Raw genomic sequence first — 16,306 nt, 5'->3', positions numbered from 1 at the left:
GGGCGTCGGCCTCGGGGTTCTTCACCTCGAGGATGTTGAGCTGGATCTGCTTGCCGGTGAGCTTCTCGAGGTCGGCGCGGATGCGCTCGGCCTCGGCGCCGCGGCGGCCGATCACGATGCCCGGGCGGGCGGTGTGGATGTCGACGCGGACGCGGTCACGCGTGCGCTCGATCTCGATGCGGCTGACACCGGCGCGGTCGAGCTGCTTCTGCAGCAGCTTGCGGATGCGGATGTCCTCGGCCACGTAGTCGGCGTAGCGCTGGCCCGGCTTCGTCGAGTCGGAGAACCAGCGGGACACGTGGTCCGTGGTGATGCCCAGGCGGAAGCCGTAGGGGCTGACTTTCTGTCCCATTACTTGCTCGCCTTCTTGTTCTGGGTGCCGGCCTCGGCGACCTCGGGGGTCGCGAGCACGACGGTGATGTGGCTCGTGCGCTTCTTGATCTGGAACGCACGGCCCTGCGCGCGCGGCTGGAAGCGCTTGAGCGTGGTGCCCTCGTCGACGAACGCGTTCGCGACGTACAGGTCCTGCTCGTCCAGGTACTCGCCGTCCTTGTCGGCCTTCACGCGGGCGTTGGCGATCGCGGACGCGACGAGCTTGTAGATCGGCTCGCTGGCGCCCTGCGGCGCGAACTTCAGGATGGCCAGGGCCTCCTGAGCCTGCTTGCCCTTGATGAGCGCGACGACACGACGAGCCTTCTGAGGGGTCACGCGGATGTGCTTGACGCGTGCGATGGAATCCACCATTGCTGTCCTCCTCTTTCCTCTCCGGGAGCGCGCCGCGTCAGCGGCGGCGCCCCTTCTTGTCGTCCTTCTCGTGGCCGCGGAAGGTGCGGGTGGGCGCGAACTCGCCCAGCTTGTGGCCGACCATGGTCTCGGACACGAACACGGGGATGTGCTTGCGTCCGTCGTGCACGGCGATCGTGTGGCCGAGCATGGCCGGGATGATCATCGAGCGACGTGACCAGGTCTTGATGACGTGCTTGGTGCCCGCCTCGTTCTGTGCGACGACCTTGCGAAGCAGGTGCTCGTCGACGAAGGGGCCCTTCTTGAGACTGCGTGGCATCTTCTGTTCCTACCTACTTGCGCTTCTTGCCGGCGTTGCGACGACGGACGATGTACTTGTCGCTCTCCTTGTTGGGGTGGCGGGTGCGCCCCTCCTTCTGACCCCACGGCGTGACCGGGTGACGGCCGCCGGAGGTCTTGCCCTCACCACCACCGTGCGGGTGGTCGACCGGGTTCATGGCGACACCGCGGACGGTCGGGCGCACGCCCTTCCAGCGCTTGCGGCCGGCCTTGCCCCAGTTGATGTTGGACTGCTCGGCGTTGCCGACCTCGCCGATGGTGGCGCGGCAGCGCGCGTCGACGTTGCGGATCTCGCCCGAGGGCAGACGCAGCTGCGCGTAGGGGCCGTCCTTGGCGACGAGGCGCACCGCGGCGCCGGCCGAGCGGGCCATCTTCGCGCCGCCGCCGGGGCGGAGCTCGATGGCGTGCACGACGGTACCGGTCGGGATGTTGCGCAGCGGGAGGTTGTTGCCGGGCTTGATGTCGGCGCCCGCGCCGGACTCGACCACGGCGCCCTGCTGCAGCTTGTTCGGTGCGAGGATGTAGCGCTTCTCGCCGTCGGCGTAGTGCAGCAGCGCGATGCGCGCGGTGCGGTTGGGGTCGTACTCGATGTGGGCGACCTTCGCGTCGATGCCGTCCTTGTCGGCACGACGGAAGTCGATCACGCGGTACTGGCGCTTGTGGCCGCCACCGATGTGGCGGGTCGTGATGCGGCCCTGGTTGTTGCGTCCACCGGTCTTGGCGAGCGGGCGGAGGAGCGACTTCTCCGGCGTCGATCGGGTGATCTCGGCGAAGTCGGCCACCGACGAGCCGCGGCGACCCGGGGTCGTGGGCTTGTACTTGCGAATAGCCATGTTCTCTGGTCCTCTGTCCCGACCGTCAGCCGACTGCCGTGAAGATGTCGATGGTGCCCGACTTCAGCGTGACGATCGCGCGCTTGGTGTCCTTGCGGCGACCGGTGCCGAAGCGGGTGCGACGGGCCTTGCCCGCGCGGTTGAGCGTGTTCACCGAGGCGACCTTGACGCCGAAGATCTTCTCGATGGCGAGCTTGATCTCGGTCTTGGTCGCGCGCGGGTCCACGAGGAAGGTGTACTTGCCCTCGTCGATGAGCCCGTAGCTCTTCTCGGACACGATCGGCTTCAGGATGATGTCGCGCGGGTCCTTATTGATCTGGAGCGACGGGCCGCTCTGGCCGTTTCCGCTAACAACGATGCCGCTCATGCGGAGACCTCCTCGGTGGCGCCGGTCTTCGACGACACGAAGGCGTCGTAGGCGGCCTTGGTGAAGACGATGTCGTCGGAGACGAGCACGTCGTAGGCGTTGAGCTGGTCGAAGTGCAGCACGTGCACGTACGCGAGGTTGCGGACGCTCTTGGCGCTCGCCTCGTCGTCGCGCGTGAGCACCACGAGCACGTTCTTCGTCGGCGCCAGCGCGGCCAGCACGGTCGCGGCGGTCTTGGTCGAGGGCGCGCCCTCGATGCCGAACGAGTCGACGATGTGCAGACGCGAGCCGCGGGCGCGGTCGCTGAGCGCGCCCAGGAGCGCGGCGGCGACCATCTTCTTCGGGGTGCGCTGCGCGTAGTCGCGCGGCTTCGGGCCGTGGACGATGCCGCCGCCGGTCATGTGCGGGGCACGGATCGAGCCCTGACGCGCGTTGCCGGTGCCCTTCTGCTTGAAGGGCTTGCGGCCGGCGCCGGAGACCTCACCGCGACGCTTGGTCGAGTGGGTGCCCTGGCGCGCCGCGGCGAGCTGCGCGACGACGACCTGGTGGATGAGCGGGATGTTCGTCTTGACGTCGAAGAGCGCGGCGGGCAGCTCCACGGAGCCGGCCTTCTTGCCGTCGGCCTTCACGACGTCGAGCGCGAGAGTCGAGTCGGCCATGTTCAGGCACCCTTCACTGCGTTGCGGACGTAGACGATGCGGCCGCGCGCGCCGGGGACGGCGCCCTTGACGAGCAGCAGACCCTTCTCGGCGTCGACGGAGTGCACCGTGAGGTTCAGGACGGTCACGCGCTCGCCGCCCATGCGGCCGGCCATGCGCATGCCCTTGAAGACGCGGCTGGGCGTCGAGGACGCGCCGATCGAGCCGGGCTTGCGGTGGTTGCGGTGCGCACCGTGCGATGCCGAGACGCCCTGGAAGTTGTGGCGCTTCATGACGCCCGCGGTGCCCTTGCCCTTGCTGGTGCCGACGACGTCGACCAGCTGGCCGGCCTCGAACACGCCGTCGACGGTGAGCTCCTGGCCGAGCGAGTAGTCCGCGGCATCCGCCGTGCGGATCTCGGTGACGTGGCGGCGCGGCGTGACGCCGGCGGCCTCGAAGTGCGCCGTGAGGGGCTTGTTCACCTTGCGGGGGTCGATCTGCCCGGCGGCGATCTGCACCGCGTTGTAGCCGTCGCGCTCGGGCGTGCGAACCTGGGTGACCACGTTCGGCGCGACCTCGATGACGGTGACGGGGACGAGCTTGCCCTGCTCGTTCCAGACCTGGGTCATGCCGAGCTTGGTGCCCAGCAGGCCCTTGGAGACCTTCTCGTTGATGTGTGCCATGTCCGTCGTCCTCAGAGCTTGATCTCGATGTTGACGTCGGCCGGCAGGTCGAGACGCATCAGCGAGTCGACGGCCTTGGGCGTCGGGTCGATGATGTCGATGAGGCGCTTGTGGGTGCGCATCTCGAAGTGCTCGCGGCTGTCCTTGTACTTGTGGGGCGACCGGATGACGCACACGACGTTCTTCTCGGTCGGAAGGGGCACCGGGCCCACGACCGTCGCGCCCGCACGGGTCACGGTGTCGACGATCTTGCGCGCCGACGTGTCGATGACCTCGTGGTCGTACGACTTCAGGCGAATGCGGATCTTCTGTCCCGCCATTGTCTGCTCACTCTCTTTCTCGCGTCGTACCTCTGGGGCATTGGACGCACATGGCACGGGAATCCGTGCCGGGCACTTGCGCACCGCTGTTCTGATGTCAGACCGACCGCTGCACGCACGCGCACGAAGCCCGTTTCCGGGAGCGGGTCGGATTTGTGGTGTTCTGCTGCCCGCGGCCTAGGCGCTCATCGGCCTATGCACTGCCCTGGCAGTGATCCGACGCACGCCGAAGCGCGGTCAGAATGTGGAACCTGTTCAGTCTACGTGTCGCCCGGGCGTGTCGCAAACTCGGGCGTGTCGCCCCGTCGCCTCCGGAGAGGGACGGGACGACGCGCCACGCCCGGATCAGGATGCCGCGGCGCGGCGGCGGCGGTGCAGCGCGGCCCCGCCGCCCACGAGCACGAGCAGTGCGCCGAGCAGGGCGAGCAGGCCCACGCGCTCGCCGTCGAGGCCGGTCACCGCGATGCCGCCACCGGGCGGAGACACCGGCGGCGTCACCGGCGGCGTCACGTAGACGTTCGCGATCGCCGCGGTCTGCACCGTCGGGATCTCCGCCCCGTCGGACGCCGGCGTGGTGATGATGACGCGCTGCCCGTCGCCGGTGCGCGACTCCTCGCCGTATCGCCCGACCGGACCCCGCTCGGTCACGTCGCACACCGAGCCCAGCGGGAGCCCGTCGACCCGCCCGTCGAGACCGCCGTCGCGCGTGACGGTCACGATCCCGTCGCCGGGTAGCACGAGCGGGGCGCCCGCGACCGTGCACACGGCCTGGAACTCGAAGGCCTCCGGCGCGATCTCCACCGCGCCCTCCAGCGTCTTGGCGACGCCCAGGTCGCCGTGCAGCAGCGTGACGCCCGCCTTCACCGGGGCGACCGCGTAGCGCTGGCCCGCGCGGTCGGTGCCCACGGCGCCGATCTGGTTCCAGGCGAGCCCGCCCTGGTCGGGCACCGCGATCGGCGCGAGCTCGGGATGCGCGGCCGTCGCCGGGTCGTTGCGGGTCTGGTAGTGGAGCCCCAGCGACTGCCCCGGCGCGAGCTCGCCCGCGGCCGTGCCGGTGAAGTCGAAGGTCACGCGCATGCCCGTCACGTCGACCCATTCGCCGGCGTAGTCGAGCACCGGAACCCACGACGCCGTCGTGTCGCAGTGGAGGTCGCCCTCCCACGCCGGCGTCGGGTCGGTGCCGACGCACGGCGACGGCGACGTCGTCACGTCCAGGCGCACCACGGTGCCCTCGGGCAGCGAGTTGGTCCCGAGCGACTGCGGGAGCAGCACCGGACCGAAGGTGCTCCCGCGCGCGGCCCCGGTGGCCAGCATGCGGTCGCCCGGACGCGGCAGCGGATCCACGATCGACAGGGTCGGGAACCCGACGGTGCCGCTGTTGAGCACCGTCAGCTTCCAGTCGTCGGTCGCGCCGACGGCGGTGTAGGCGGCGCACGGCGTGCGCGTGTAGCCCTCGTCGTCGATCGGGCACGCGGCATCCGGGTTGTTCAGGTTCACCTGGCCGTCGACCAGGTCGCCGTCGATCTCGCCCCGGACGTGCTTGGTCGCCGAGAGCGAGCCGCCCGGCGCCGGCTGCACGTAGTTCGTCGTGCCGCACTGGTCGGCCGGCAGCCCCGCGATCGTCCCCTCGCCGTTGCCGGTGTTCGTGCAGGCGTCGAGCTCCTCCGCGGTCGTGACGACGAAGGCGTTCGTCGCCCACTCGTCGAACCGCAGGCCCGGGGTCAGCGACAGACCGATCGCGATGGTGAACGTCTCGCCCGGCGACATCGTCCGGCCGCCCTCCGGCCAGCGGAAGCCGAGCACCTTGCCGGTGCCGTCTGCGGTCACGACCACGTCGGTCGACAGGGTGCCGCCCGCCGACGTCGCGAACACCGGATCGACGAAGTCCCACTCCAGGTGCGCCGGCAGCGTGTCGACCAGCTCCTCGACGGTCAGATAGCCGGTGCCGGTGTTCGTGAAGGCGAGCGTCCAGGGCAGCACGCCGCCGATCGGCACGATGTGGCTCGTCCCCGGATGCGACTTGACGACGTCGATGCGGCGCGTGCCCGGATCGACCGCGAGGTCGGCGCCGGCCGCGTCGTCCGCGGGCGAGTAGCGGCCGTCGAGACGCTCGCTGCTCGCCGTCGCGACGTTGTGGAACCGGGCCGGCAGGGAGAGCTCGGCCCCGTCGCGCTGCGTGGTGAGGACGAGCACGTCGAAGGCGAGGCGGGCCTGCCAGTCGGCCGGCGGCGACGTGCGCGAGAAGACCTCGCCGGCGGCGTCGCGGAACACCGCCCGCAGGCCCGTCACGTCCGCCGCCGGGACGGACGGCAGGACGGCGGATGCCGCGAACACGCCCTCGACCCATGCACCGTCGACGAGCGCGTCGACGCGGACCTGGTCGGCGCCCGCCGGCAGCACGACCGCGAGGTTCGGCGCGTCGGCGAGCCGGATCGCGTTCCAGAAGCCGGGATCGGCGTCGGCGATCGTCACCTGCTGCGTCGCGACCGTGGAGTCGCCGTCTGCGGCGTCGAGGCTCACCCGCACCGGCGTGCCGAGCCCGGCCTCGAGCAGGGCGTCGGGAGCGATGGTCTTCGCGAGCTCGACGTCGAGGACGCCGGTGCGCAGCTGCACCGACGCGCCGTCCTGGTCGGCGGGCGTCGAGGCCGCACCGCTCGGGAACAGCACCGGATCGTACGACTGCGCGATCGCGTCGTTGTCGATGCGGCGCGCCGACACGAGCTCGCCGGGGTCGCTCCGCTCGAACTGACGCACCTGCGTGCGGATGCCGACGCCGACCTGCGAGGACGCCGCGATCGTGCCCCCGCTCGTCTCGGGCGCCGCGCCCTGGAACACGACGCTCACGCCGACGACGGTCTCCAGCGCCGCGGCGTCGAGGCCCTCCGCCGCGGTCGCCGACAGCGTCCGGGTGCTCAGGGCACCGTCGGGCGCGCGATCCCACAGCGTCACCGTCGAGCTCGCCGGGTCGACCTCGCCGGCAGGATAGGTGAAGCTCAGCGAGCGCACGGCGAGCCATTCATACGGGTTGCGCGCCGGGTCGTACGCGGCCCCGGCGAAGGGGTCGCCATCCCACGCGTCCGGTGCGCTCACGCATTCGTCGGCCTGGCCGGCGGCGCACGGGATCGGATCCGTGACGCGCAGGTACGACGCGCGGGCGGTGCTGTCGTTCGTCGCCGTCAGGGCGAAGTCGATCGTCGGATAGTCGGCCGGGTCGACGTCGGCGGCCTCGGGCACCGTGACCGACGAGGGCGTCGCCCGCTTCTGGACCGAGACGAGCGGCGGCTGGTCGACCAGGGCGATGGCGTCACGGTCGACGTCGCTGCCCGAGCCCGCGGTCGAGGTCCAGTCGGCGCGCAGGCTGTTCCACACCGTGCCCTCGTCGGGGTCGTTGAACGACTGCCCCTGGGTCACCCACGGATCGGCCAGCCCCGCCGGATCGCGCACCACGTTGCGCAGCTGCCAGGTGAGGAGGCTCGGCCGGTACTGGTCGACGGCGGAACGGGCGATGCCCGAGCCCGCCTCCGGGCGGGTGGGGTCGGAGCTCGCCGCGCGCGCCGCGTCGTCGGGGACGTAGACGAGACGCACGCCCGTCGTGCCGAGCGACTGCTCCGGCGTGAGCTGATGTCCGCGGAAGCTGCCGTCCGGGTCCATCCACGTCCCGCCGTCCGGGGCGAGCTGCGTCCACGCCCCGTCGAGGAACAGCCACACCTCCGAGACGTCGTCCCACGCCAGGAGCGGGTCGTCCGCGAGCGTGATGCGATCGATCCGCAGCAGGTCGAACGCCTGGAACACCGTGTCGGCGGGCTCCGCGGGGTCGGTGCCGGGCGCGGCGGCCGGATCGCTCAGGGTCAGCGTCTGCAGCCCGGGCGTGCCCGTGCGCCACTCGTTGCGCGTCGTGACGACGGCGCCGGACTGCGCGTCGACCACGTCGACGTCGGTGGTGCGGTCGACGGCATCCACCCAGCGCTTGCGCACGTCGGCACCCGGCCCCACGCCCGTCGCGGGCGTCTGCACGCCCACGGTGTCGTGCGCGTCGACGAGCTCGCTGTCGATGCCGCCGGGGAGACCCTCGACCTCGCCGTGGCTCTGCGCCGTCGCCTCGTTCTCGTAGATCGTGGGCTCCTGCGCGGCCTGCGAGTCCTCCGGCTCGTCGCGCGGGTCGACCGGCCCGGAGCCGTCGCGCAGCTCGGAGCGCGCGTCGAAGACGACGTTCGGGATGACGCTGAAGCCCTGCGGGAATCCCTCGGGGTTGTCGAACGAGAAGCGGATGCCGGTGACGTCCGCGAGCGTGTCGGGCGCCGTCAGCGCGGCGGCGAGCTCCGCGCGGCTCAGCTGGACGATCTGCGCCCCGTCCTGCGGCGGCACGACCGCGGCAGTCGCCCACGATCCGTCCGGACGCTGGTACTCCACGGTGAGCGTGGTGCGCGGCGGCACCTGCGTGGGGGCGATGCCGGCGATGTCGAACGCGTTCCAGAAGTCGTCCGGCCGGTCCTCGCGCCACGAGTCCTCGACGGCGATGTGCGTGGGGTCGACCTGTGCCACGCCGCTGCCCGTGGTCGCCGTGAGGCTCGTGACCACGCTGTTGCCCGGCTCGACGGCTCCACCGGGGCGGATGGCCTTGTCGAGGGCGATGTCGATCTCGGGGTAGTAGACGACGATCTCGTCGGAGGCGTCGTCCGCGGCGGTGCCGACCGCGTTCGTCGCGGTCACGTCGATCGTGTTGGTGCGCCGGTGCACGCGTTCCGTCTCGGTCACGAGCCCGAGCGCGGGCTCGATCGTCGCGTCGAGGCTCGCGCCCTCCCCCGCCGGGATGTCGCCGCGGAACTCGACGACGAAGCCGGTGACGGTGCCGGCGGGCGGCGGCGGCGAGGCGCCGTCGGCGAACGCCTCGGCGGGCAGCGGTGCGCCGTCGACGTACCAGACGATGCTCGCCTCCGTCGCGCCGGTCGGGTACCCGATGCCGTCCGGGAACCCGCCGAACGCCATGTCGGCGTCGAAGAAGCCCAGGTCCGAGATCGTGAGCGCGTCGACGGGACCGTTCGACTCGTTGACGACGCCGAGCGTCGCGGTCGCCGTGCCGCCGGCGGGGAGCTCGCCCGGCTCGATCGACTTCGAGCCGCTCACGTCGACGGTGAGGGGTCCGACCTCGAACGGCGCGGTGGCCTCGTCGCTCACGCCGTCGCGACCGGGCACGACGACCGTCGCGCTCACGGCGTTCGTGAGCGATGCCCCGCCGGAGAGCGTCGCGCCGCTGTCGCGGTCGGCGGCGCGCTGCGCGACCGTGAACGCGGTCGAGGCCGTGGCATCCGGTTGGATCGGACCACCCGCGAAGGTGAGGCGCACGCCGCCGACGTCGGCGGGCTCGACGCCGATCGGCAGGGCCGGCAGCGCGCCGGCGCCGCCGGGCACCCATGCCCACGTCTCGGAGTCGGTGTCGTACACATACGCGTCGACGGTCACCGTCGTCGCGTCCGCCGGCAGCGCCAGGGCCCCGAAGCCTTGGAAGTCGACGATCCGGAACGGGTTGTCGGCGCCCAGCTCGGCGGCTCCGTCGACGGCGCTCACCGGGTCCTGGACCACGAGCGCCTCGGCGGAGAGGTTCGACAGGTTCTGCGCGCCGAGGGTGATCGTCGACACGTCGCCGGGCTCGAACTGCTGCGAGGCGGGGCTCCACTCCTTGCTCGCCTCCACGTCGATCACCTCGGCGACGGTGATCACGACGTCGGCGCCGTCCGTGAGGCTCGCCGGGAGGTCGCCCGGCCCGTTGCTCCACGACGCGGCGGAGGTGTTGGTGATGGTCGCGCCGTTGTGCGGCCAGTCCGGCGACAGGTCATCCGGCACCTGCAGCACGAGGCTCAGCTTCAGCGTCCCGCCGGCGATCAGGCCGACCGCCCCGTCGCCGAGATCCTGCAGGAAGTCGACGCGGAACGAGCAGTCGTCGGTGACCTCGACGGCCGCGCCGGAGCCGTCCTCGACGCAGCCCTCCGAGTCCACGGCGAGCGGCAGATCCGCCGGCTCGTAGGACGCGCCGACCAGCCGGAAGCCCGCCAGCTCCGCCGGCAGCGTGTCGACGAGCTCGACGTCGACACAGTCCTCGTCGAGACACGTGAGGTCGACCGTATAGGTGAACTCGTCGCCCGGCACGAGCTCGGCCAGCTCGAGCCCGTCGACCTTCTTGTCGATGCGCAGCGCCGACTCGACCGCCGACGCCGCCGTGGGCACGACCACACCGGTCAGGACGACGGCGAGGATCGCGAGGCACGCCAGGAGCAGACGCCGCCACGCCGAGGAGCGTACGGGTGCGGTGATGGAGGACACGGGTGCGCTTTCGGTCGGCGCCCCCTCACGGGACGCGGGCTGTCACGGTTCCCCAGTTCTCACGCTTTCCCCAGTCCTGGCATTCTGCCCGGCGCCCCGCGCGAAGGGAACCCTTTCGGCGACATCCGCATGCTCGCCCCCTGCGCGGCTCGCCCGCCGTGGGTGAGCCGCGCAGACGACGGAGGGGATGCCGGCGGCGCCGGCATCCCCTCGGGAGCACTACTCGTTGCCGACGGCCTTGTCGACGTTGTCGCGCACGTCGTCGACGGTGCCGTGGTGATCGCCCGGGACGACCTTCTTGGCCAGGCCCGCGGCGCCGTCGAGGATCTTGTCGCTGACCTCCTCGACCTGGTCGCTCTTGAGGAACTCCTCGACCTTCTCCTTGTTCTCCTCGAACAGCTCCTTGCCCTTGTTGACGATGTCGTCGATGCCCATTGCAGATCCCTCCCGATCGGATGCCGCGGGGTGCCCCCGCGATACCGATTATGCTCCCTGGCCCGATCGCGTCGACAGGGTGCGTGGGAACCCCGTGCCCGGGAACGCCAGAGCCCCCGGAACCGAGGTCCCGGGGGCTCTGCTGAGCAGCGGCTAGGCCGCGCGGCTCACTTGAGGATCTTGGTCACCGTGCCGGCGCCGACGGTGCGGCCACCCTCACGGATCGCGAAGCCGAGGCCCTCCTCCATGGCGATCGGCTGGATGAGCTCGACCGTCATGTCGGTGGTGTCGCCGGGCATGACCATCTCGGTGCCCTCGGGCAGCGTGATGACGCCGGTGACGTCGGTGGTGCGGAAGTAGAACTGCGGACGGTAGTTCGTGAAGAACGGGTTGTGACGGCCGCCCTCCTCCTTGGACAGGATGTACGCCGTGCCCTCGAAGTTGGTGTGCGGGGTGACCGAGCCCGGCTTCACGACGACCTGGCCGCGCTCGACCTCGTCGCGCTTGGTGCCGCGGAGCAGGAGACCGCAGTTCTCGCCGGCCCACGCCTCGTCGAGCTGCTTGTGGAACATCTCGATGCCGGTGACGATCGTCTTCTGCGTCGGGCGCAGACCCACGATCTCGACCTCGGAGTTGATCTTCAGCGTGCCACGCTCGGCGCGGCCCGTCACGACGGTGCCACGACCGGTGATGGTGAAGACGTCCTCGATCGGCATGAGGAACGGCTTGTCCTTGTCGCGCACCGGGTCCGGGATGGACTCGTCGACGGCGGCCATCAGGTCGAGGATCGACTGCGTCCACTCGGCGTCGCCCTCGAGAGCCTTGAGGCCCGAGACGCGGACGACCGGAGCGTTGTCGCCGTCGAAGTCCTGGCTCGAGAGGAGCTCGCGGACCTCGAGCTCGACGAGCTCCAGGATCTCCTCGTCGTCGACCATGTCGCTCTTGTTCAGGGCGACCAGCAGGTACGGCACGCCGACCTGCTTGGCGAGCAGCACGTGCTCGCGGGTCTGGGCCATCGGGCCGTCGGTCGCGGCGACCACGAGGATCGCGCCGTCCATCTGGGCGGCACCGGTGATCATGTTCTTGATGTAGTCGGCGTGACCCGGGGCGTCGACGTGCGCGTAGTGACGCTTCGGGGTCTCGTACTCGACGTGCGAGATGTTGATCGTGATGCCGCGCTGACGCTCCTCGGGAGCCGAGTCGATCGACGCGAAGTCGCGCTTCACGTTGGTGGCCGACGGGTACGCGTCAGCGAGCACCTTCGAGATCGCGGCGGTGAGCGTGGTCTTGCCGTGGTCGACGTGACCGATCGTTCCGATGTTCACGTGCGGCTTGGTCCGCTCGAACTTGGCCTTAGCCACTGGGTCCTCCTCAGGACGGTCGTGTAGCGAGCGGGCGCACACGAGCGCCCGGTTCTCTACGGGGATGGTTTCAGTTTAGGTGTATTGAGTTGAGTGGATGCCGAGAGCTATTCGCCCTTGGCCTTCTGGACGATCTCGTCGGCCACGTTGCGCGGCACCTCGGCGTAGCTGTCGAACTCCATCGAGTAGACCGCGCGGCCCGAGGTCTTCGAGCGCAGGTCGCCGATGTAGCCGAACATCTCGGACAGCGGCACGAGCGCCCGCACGACCTTGACGCCGGCGGCGTCCTCCATCGACTGGATCTGGCCGCGACGCGAGTTCAGGTCGCCGATGACGTCGCCCATGTACTCCTCGGGCGTGCGCACCTCGACCGCCATGAGCGGCTCGAGGAGCGCGGGGCCCGCCTTGCGGAGAGCCTCCTTGAAGCCCATGGAGCCGGCGATCTTGAACGCCATCTCGGACGAGTCGACGTCGTGCGACGCGCCGTCGATGAGGGTCGCCTTCACGCCGACGACCGGGTAGCCGGCGAGCACGCCGACGGCCATCGCGTCCTGGAAGCCCTGGTTGGTCGGCTCGATGTACTCGCGCGGGATGCGGCCACCGGTGACCTTGTTCTCGAACTCGTAGATCTTGTCGGCCGTGACCTCGATGGGCTCGATCGCGAACTGGATCTTCGCGAACTGGCCCGAGCCGCCGGTCTGCTTCTTGTGCGTGTAGTCGTGACGCTCGACGGCCTTGCGGATCGTCTCGCGGTACGCGACCTGGGGCTTGCCGACGTTGGCCTCGACCTTGAACTCCCGCTTCATGCGGTCGACCAGGATGTCGAGGTGCAGCTCGCCCATGCCCTTGATGACGGTCTGGCCGGTCTCGGGGTTCAGCTCGGTGCGGAAGGTGGGGTCCTCCTCGGCGAGCTTCTGGATCGCGAGACCCAGCTTCTCCTGGTCGGCCTTGGTCTTCGGCTCGATCGCGACCTCGATGACGGGCTCGGGGAAGGTCATCGACTCGAGGACCACCGGCGCGCCCGGGTCGGCGAGGGTGTCACCGGTGGTGGTGTCCTTCAGGCCGATCACGGCGTAGATGTTGCCCGCGGTGAGCGAGCCGACCGGGTTCTCCTTGTTGGCGTGCATCTGGAAGATCTTCCCGATGCGCTCCTTCTTGCCCTTGGTCGAGTTGATGACCTGGGCACCGGAGTCGAGGTGGCCCGAGTAGACGCGCACGTAGGTGAGGCGACCGAAGAACGGGTGCACGGCGACCTTGAACGCGAGCGCGGCGAAGGGATCGTTGGCGTCGGGGTGACGCTCGATGACGATCTCTTCGTCCTTGGGGTCGTGCGCCTCGATGGCGGGCACGTCCAGCGGCGACGGGAGGTAGTCCACGACCGCGTCGAGCATCGGCTGCACGCCGCGGTTCTTGAACGCGGAGCCGCACAGCACCGGGTACAGCTCGCCGCCGACGGTGAGCTTGCGGATGGCGCCCTTGATCTCGGCGACCGTGAGCTCCTCGCCGCCGAAGTACTTCTCCAGCAGCTCCTCGTCGCTCTCGGCGACGGTCTCGAGCAGCTTCTCGCGGTACTCGGCGGCCTGGTCGGCGAGGTCGGCCGGGATCTCCTGGATCTCGTACTTGGCGCCCATGGTCACGTCGCCCTTGGCGTCGCCGGGCCACACCAGCGCGCGCATCTGCACGAGGTCGATGACGCCGACGAAGTCGCTCTCCGAGCCGATGGGCAGCTGCAGCACGAGCGGCTTCGCCTTCAGGCGGTTGACGATCGTGTCGACCGTGAAGTAGAAGTCGGCGCCGAGCTTGTCCATCTTGTTGACGAAGCAGATGCGCGGCACGTCGTACTTGTCGGCCTGGCGCCACACCGTCTCGGACTGGGGCTCCACGCCCTCCTTGCCGTCGAACACGGCGACCGCGCCGTCGAGGACGCGCAGCGACCGCTCGACCTCGACCGTGAAGTCGACGTGGCCGGGGGTGTCGATGATGTTGATCTGGTGCTTGTCCCAGAAGCAGGTCACGGCGGCCGACGTGATCGTGATGCCGCGCTCCTGCTCCTGCTCCATCCAGTCGGTCGTCGCCGCACCGTCGTGCGTCTCGCCGATCTTGTGGTTGACGCCCGTGTAGAACAGGATGCGCTCGGTCGTCGTCGTCTTCCCGGCATCGATGTGCGCCATGATGCCGATGTTGCGGACCATCTTGAGGTCGCTGAGCACTTCTTGTGCCACGGGTGGGTCGTCCTTACGTGTTGTGTCGGATGTCGTGGAGCGTCGGCCGGAGAGGTCGTCTCCGGCCGACGCGTGAACTGGTTACCAGCGGTAGTGCGCGAAGGCGCGGTTGGACTCGGCCATCTTGTGGGTGTCCTCGCGGCGCTTGACCGCGGCACCGAGGCCGTTCGAGGCGTCCAGGATCTCGTTCTGCAGGCGCTCGGTCATCGTCTTCTCACGACGGCCCTTGGCGTAGCTGACGAGCCAGCGCAGCGCGAGGGTGTTCGCGCGGTGCGGCTTGACCTCGACGGGCACCTGGTAGGTCGAGCCGCCGACGCGACGGCTCTTGACCTCGAGGGTGGGGCGCACGTTGTCGAGCGCCTTCTTGAGCGTCGCGACGGCGTCCTGGCCGTTCTTGGCCTCGACGCCGCGGAGCGCGCTGTAGACGATCGACTCGGCGAGCGACTTCTTGCCGTCGACGAGGATCTTGTTCACCAGCTGGGTGACGATCGGAGCGCCGTAGACCGGGTCGTTGACGACGACGCGGCGGGGCGCGGGTCCCTTGCGAGGCATCTGACTCAGCCCTTCTTGGCGCCGTAGCGGCTACGGGCCTGCTTGCGGTTCTTGACGGCCTGGGTGTCCAGGGCGCCGCGGACGATCTTGTAGCGGACGCCGGGGAGGTCCTTCACACGGCCGCCGCGGACGAGCACGAGCGAGTGCTCCTGCAGGTTGTGGCCCTCGCCGGGGATGTACGCGGTGACCTCGGTGCCGTTGCGGAGCTTGACACGGGCGACCTTGCGCATCGCCGAGTTCGGCTTCCTGGGCGTGGTCGTGTACACGCGGGTGCAGACGCCCGCCTGCTGGGGGTTCGACCGCAGTGCCGGCGCCTTGGTCTTCGAGACCTTCGGCGAACGGCCCTTGCGAACCAACTGCTGAATGGTTGGCACGTTCTCTCCTTGTCGGTGCTGCACGGTGACAGCGTTCGTGGTTTCACCACAGATCCACCGGCGCGCCACGAGCGGGCGAGCCTTCGGTGGTGGATATGCCGTGGGGGTGGCCTGTTCGCAGGCCGTCTCCCTGAGATGCGGCGCCCCTGCGCCGGCTGGCGCACCGAGGCACGCAGGACGGCGCGCGTGAGCGCACACCCGGTCAATACTACGCGTGCGGCCCTGGACGGTCAACCTCGCGGAGGCCGGCGCCCGAGCTCTCCGCCGCTCGCACCCGCCGCCCGCCGCCACCGCTCGTCGCGGGCCGCTCTGCCCTGGTCACCGAGTCACTGGCCGACCGCCGACTCACTCCGCTGCAGCGCAGTGAACCGGTGCGAAGGCAGTGACTCGGCGAGAAGTGGCCGGGCGGGAGAGGACGGGATGAGGCGGGGGCGGGGCGGGGCGGGATGCCCGGGGCGGGGCGGGCGAGGGTTGTGCGGCTCAGCGCGCGAGCCGCACCAGCCGCAGCTCCACGTCGCCGAGGACGAACCGCTCGCGCACCGGGACGGCGGCATCCGGCGCGATCTCGGCGTCGGCGCCGTCGGCGGCGGTCACGACGACCCCGTTGGTGGAGTGCAGGTCGACGACGCGCCAGCCGTCGCCGTGACGCTCCAGCCGCGCGTGGGTCTTCGAGACCGTGCGCGTGCGGTCGTCGAGCGCGACCAGCTGCGCGCCGGGGAAGGCCTGCTGGGCGTCGGGCTGGCGCCCCAGGATCACGACGTCGGCGACGAGCGCGATCGGCGGGCCGGATGCCGGGAGCAGCTGCCACGCGCGCCGGCGGCTCACGACGACGGTCTGGTCGAGGTCGTCGCCGTCGAGCATCGCCTCGACGGCCGTGATCGGGGCGCCGGCGGCGGGCGACCCGACGACCGCGGAGATCTCCACCGACTGCTCGGGGAACAGGTCGGGGGCGTCGGGGTCGGGCGGCGGCGCCCACAGCTCGCGGTGCGGGCGGACGACCGCGGCGGGCACCTCGCGCACGGGCGCCTGCCACATCGGCGCGTCCGCCGGGGGCGCCGGCTCGGCGGGCGACCCGGAGGGCGGGGGCACGATGAGCGGCAGCGTGGACGGCGGGGCGACG

At 70.5% G+C, this 16,306-nt stretch carries 15 protein-coding genes; all 15 read right to left on the bottom strand.

All coding sequences use genetic code 11. The features are described from left to right. A partial coding sequence (rpsC, locus tag WML84_RS06050) for a 30S ribosomal protein S3 (RefSeq protein ID WP_347345242.1) occupies positions 1–352 on the bottom strand: 352 nt, incomplete at its 3' end. Continuing rightward, positions 352–744: a 50S ribosomal protein L22 gene (rplV, locus tag WML84_RS06045; protein WP_347345241.1), complete on the bottom strand. Its 393-nt coding sequence runs from the start codon at positions 742–744 to the stop codon at positions 352–354. The genes rpsC and rplV, both read right to left, overlap by 1 nt. Before the next feature lie 37 nt (positions 745–781). Continuing rightward, entirely contained in the window at positions 782–1,063 is a 282-nt protein-coding gene (rpsS, locus tag WML84_RS06040) for a 30S ribosomal protein S19 (RefSeq protein WP_347345240.1), read from the bottom strand. A gap of 13 nt (positions 1,064–1,076) precedes the next feature. Continuing rightward, positions 1,077–1,916: a 50S ribosomal protein L2 gene (gene rplB, locus WML84_RS06035; RefSeq protein WP_347345239.1), complete on the bottom strand. Its 840-nt coding sequence runs from the start codon at positions 1,914–1,916 to the stop codon at positions 1,077–1,079. 25 nt (positions 1,917–1,941) lie between these two features. Next, positions 1,942–2,283 carry a 50S ribosomal protein L23 gene (gene rplW / locus WML84_RS06030; RefSeq protein ID WP_347345238.1) on the bottom strand — a complete coding sequence of 114 codons (342 nt, stop codon included), beginning with the start codon at positions 2,281–2,283 and terminating at the stop codon, positions 1,942–1,944. Next, on the bottom strand, positions 2,280–2,942 hold the full coding sequence (rplD, locus tag WML84_RS06025) for a 50S ribosomal protein L4 (RefSeq protein WP_347345237.1): 663 nt from the start codon (positions 2,940–2,942) through the stop codon (positions 2,280–2,282). Before rplD ends, rplW begins: the two co-directional genes overlap by 4 nt. Before the next feature lie 2 nt (positions 2,943–2,944). Next, positions 2,945–3,604: a 50S ribosomal protein L3 gene (gene rplC / locus WML84_RS06020; protein WP_347345236.1), complete on the bottom strand. Its 660-nt coding sequence runs from the start codon at positions 3,602–3,604 to the stop codon at positions 2,945–2,947. 11 nt (positions 3,605–3,615) lie between these two features. After that, positions 3,616–3,924, bottom strand: a complete 309-nt coding sequence (rpsJ, locus tag WML84_RS06015) for a 30S ribosomal protein S10 (protein ID WP_005050520.1) — start codon at positions 3,922–3,924, stop codon at positions 3,616–3,618. A 345-nt stretch (positions 3,925–4,269) separates the two neighbouring features. Continuing rightward, positions 4,270–10,242: a DUF5979 domain-containing protein gene (locus tag WML84_RS06010; RefSeq protein WP_347345235.1), complete on the bottom strand. Its 5,973-nt coding sequence runs from the start codon at positions 10,240–10,242 to the stop codon at positions 4,270–4,272. 219 nt (positions 10,243–10,461) lie between these two features. Beyond that, positions 10,462–10,677 carry a hypothetical protein gene (locus WML84_RS06005; RefSeq protein WP_347345234.1) on the bottom strand — a complete coding sequence of 72 codons (216 nt, stop codon included), beginning with the start codon at positions 10,675–10,677 and terminating at the stop codon, positions 10,462–10,464. 167 nt (positions 10,678–10,844) lie between these two features. Continuing rightward, positions 10,845–12,038, bottom strand: coding sequence for an elongation factor Tu (gene tuf, locus WML84_RS06000; RefSeq protein ID WP_347345233.1), 1,194 nt, complete (start codon positions 12,036–12,038; stop codon positions 10,845–10,847). Between the two features lie 107 nt (positions 12,039–12,145). Then, positions 12,146–14,260 (bottom strand): elongation factor G, encoded by a 2,115-nt coding sequence (gene fusA / locus WML84_RS05995; protein WP_347345232.1) that lies wholly within the window; start codon positions 14,258–14,260, stop codon positions 12,146–12,148. An 81-nt stretch (positions 14,261–14,341) separates the two neighbouring features. After that, on the bottom strand, positions 14,342–14,812 hold the full coding sequence (gene rpsG / locus WML84_RS05990; RefSeq protein WP_347345231.1) for a 30S ribosomal protein S7: 471 nt from the start codon (positions 14,810–14,812) through the stop codon (positions 14,342–14,344). A 5-nt stretch (positions 14,813–14,817) separates the two neighbouring features. Then, positions 14,818–15,186, bottom strand: a complete 369-nt coding sequence (gene rpsL, locus WML84_RS05985; RefSeq protein ID WP_347345230.1) for a 30S ribosomal protein S12 — start codon at positions 15,184–15,186, stop codon at positions 14,818–14,820. A 480-nt stretch (positions 15,187–15,666) separates the two neighbouring features. Then, the coding region (locus WML84_RS05980; protein WP_347345229.1) for an FHA domain-containing protein at positions 15,667–16,306 on the bottom strand (640 nt) is incomplete at its 5' end.

Source organism: Microbacterium sp. (genome assembly GCF_039812165.1).
Classification (GTDB): Bacteria; Actinomycetota; Actinomycetes; order Actinomycetales; family Microbacteriaceae; genus Microbacterium.
The sequence above is the reverse complement of the archived record's forward strand: the minus strand, read 5'-3'. Positions and strand labels throughout refer to the sequence as shown.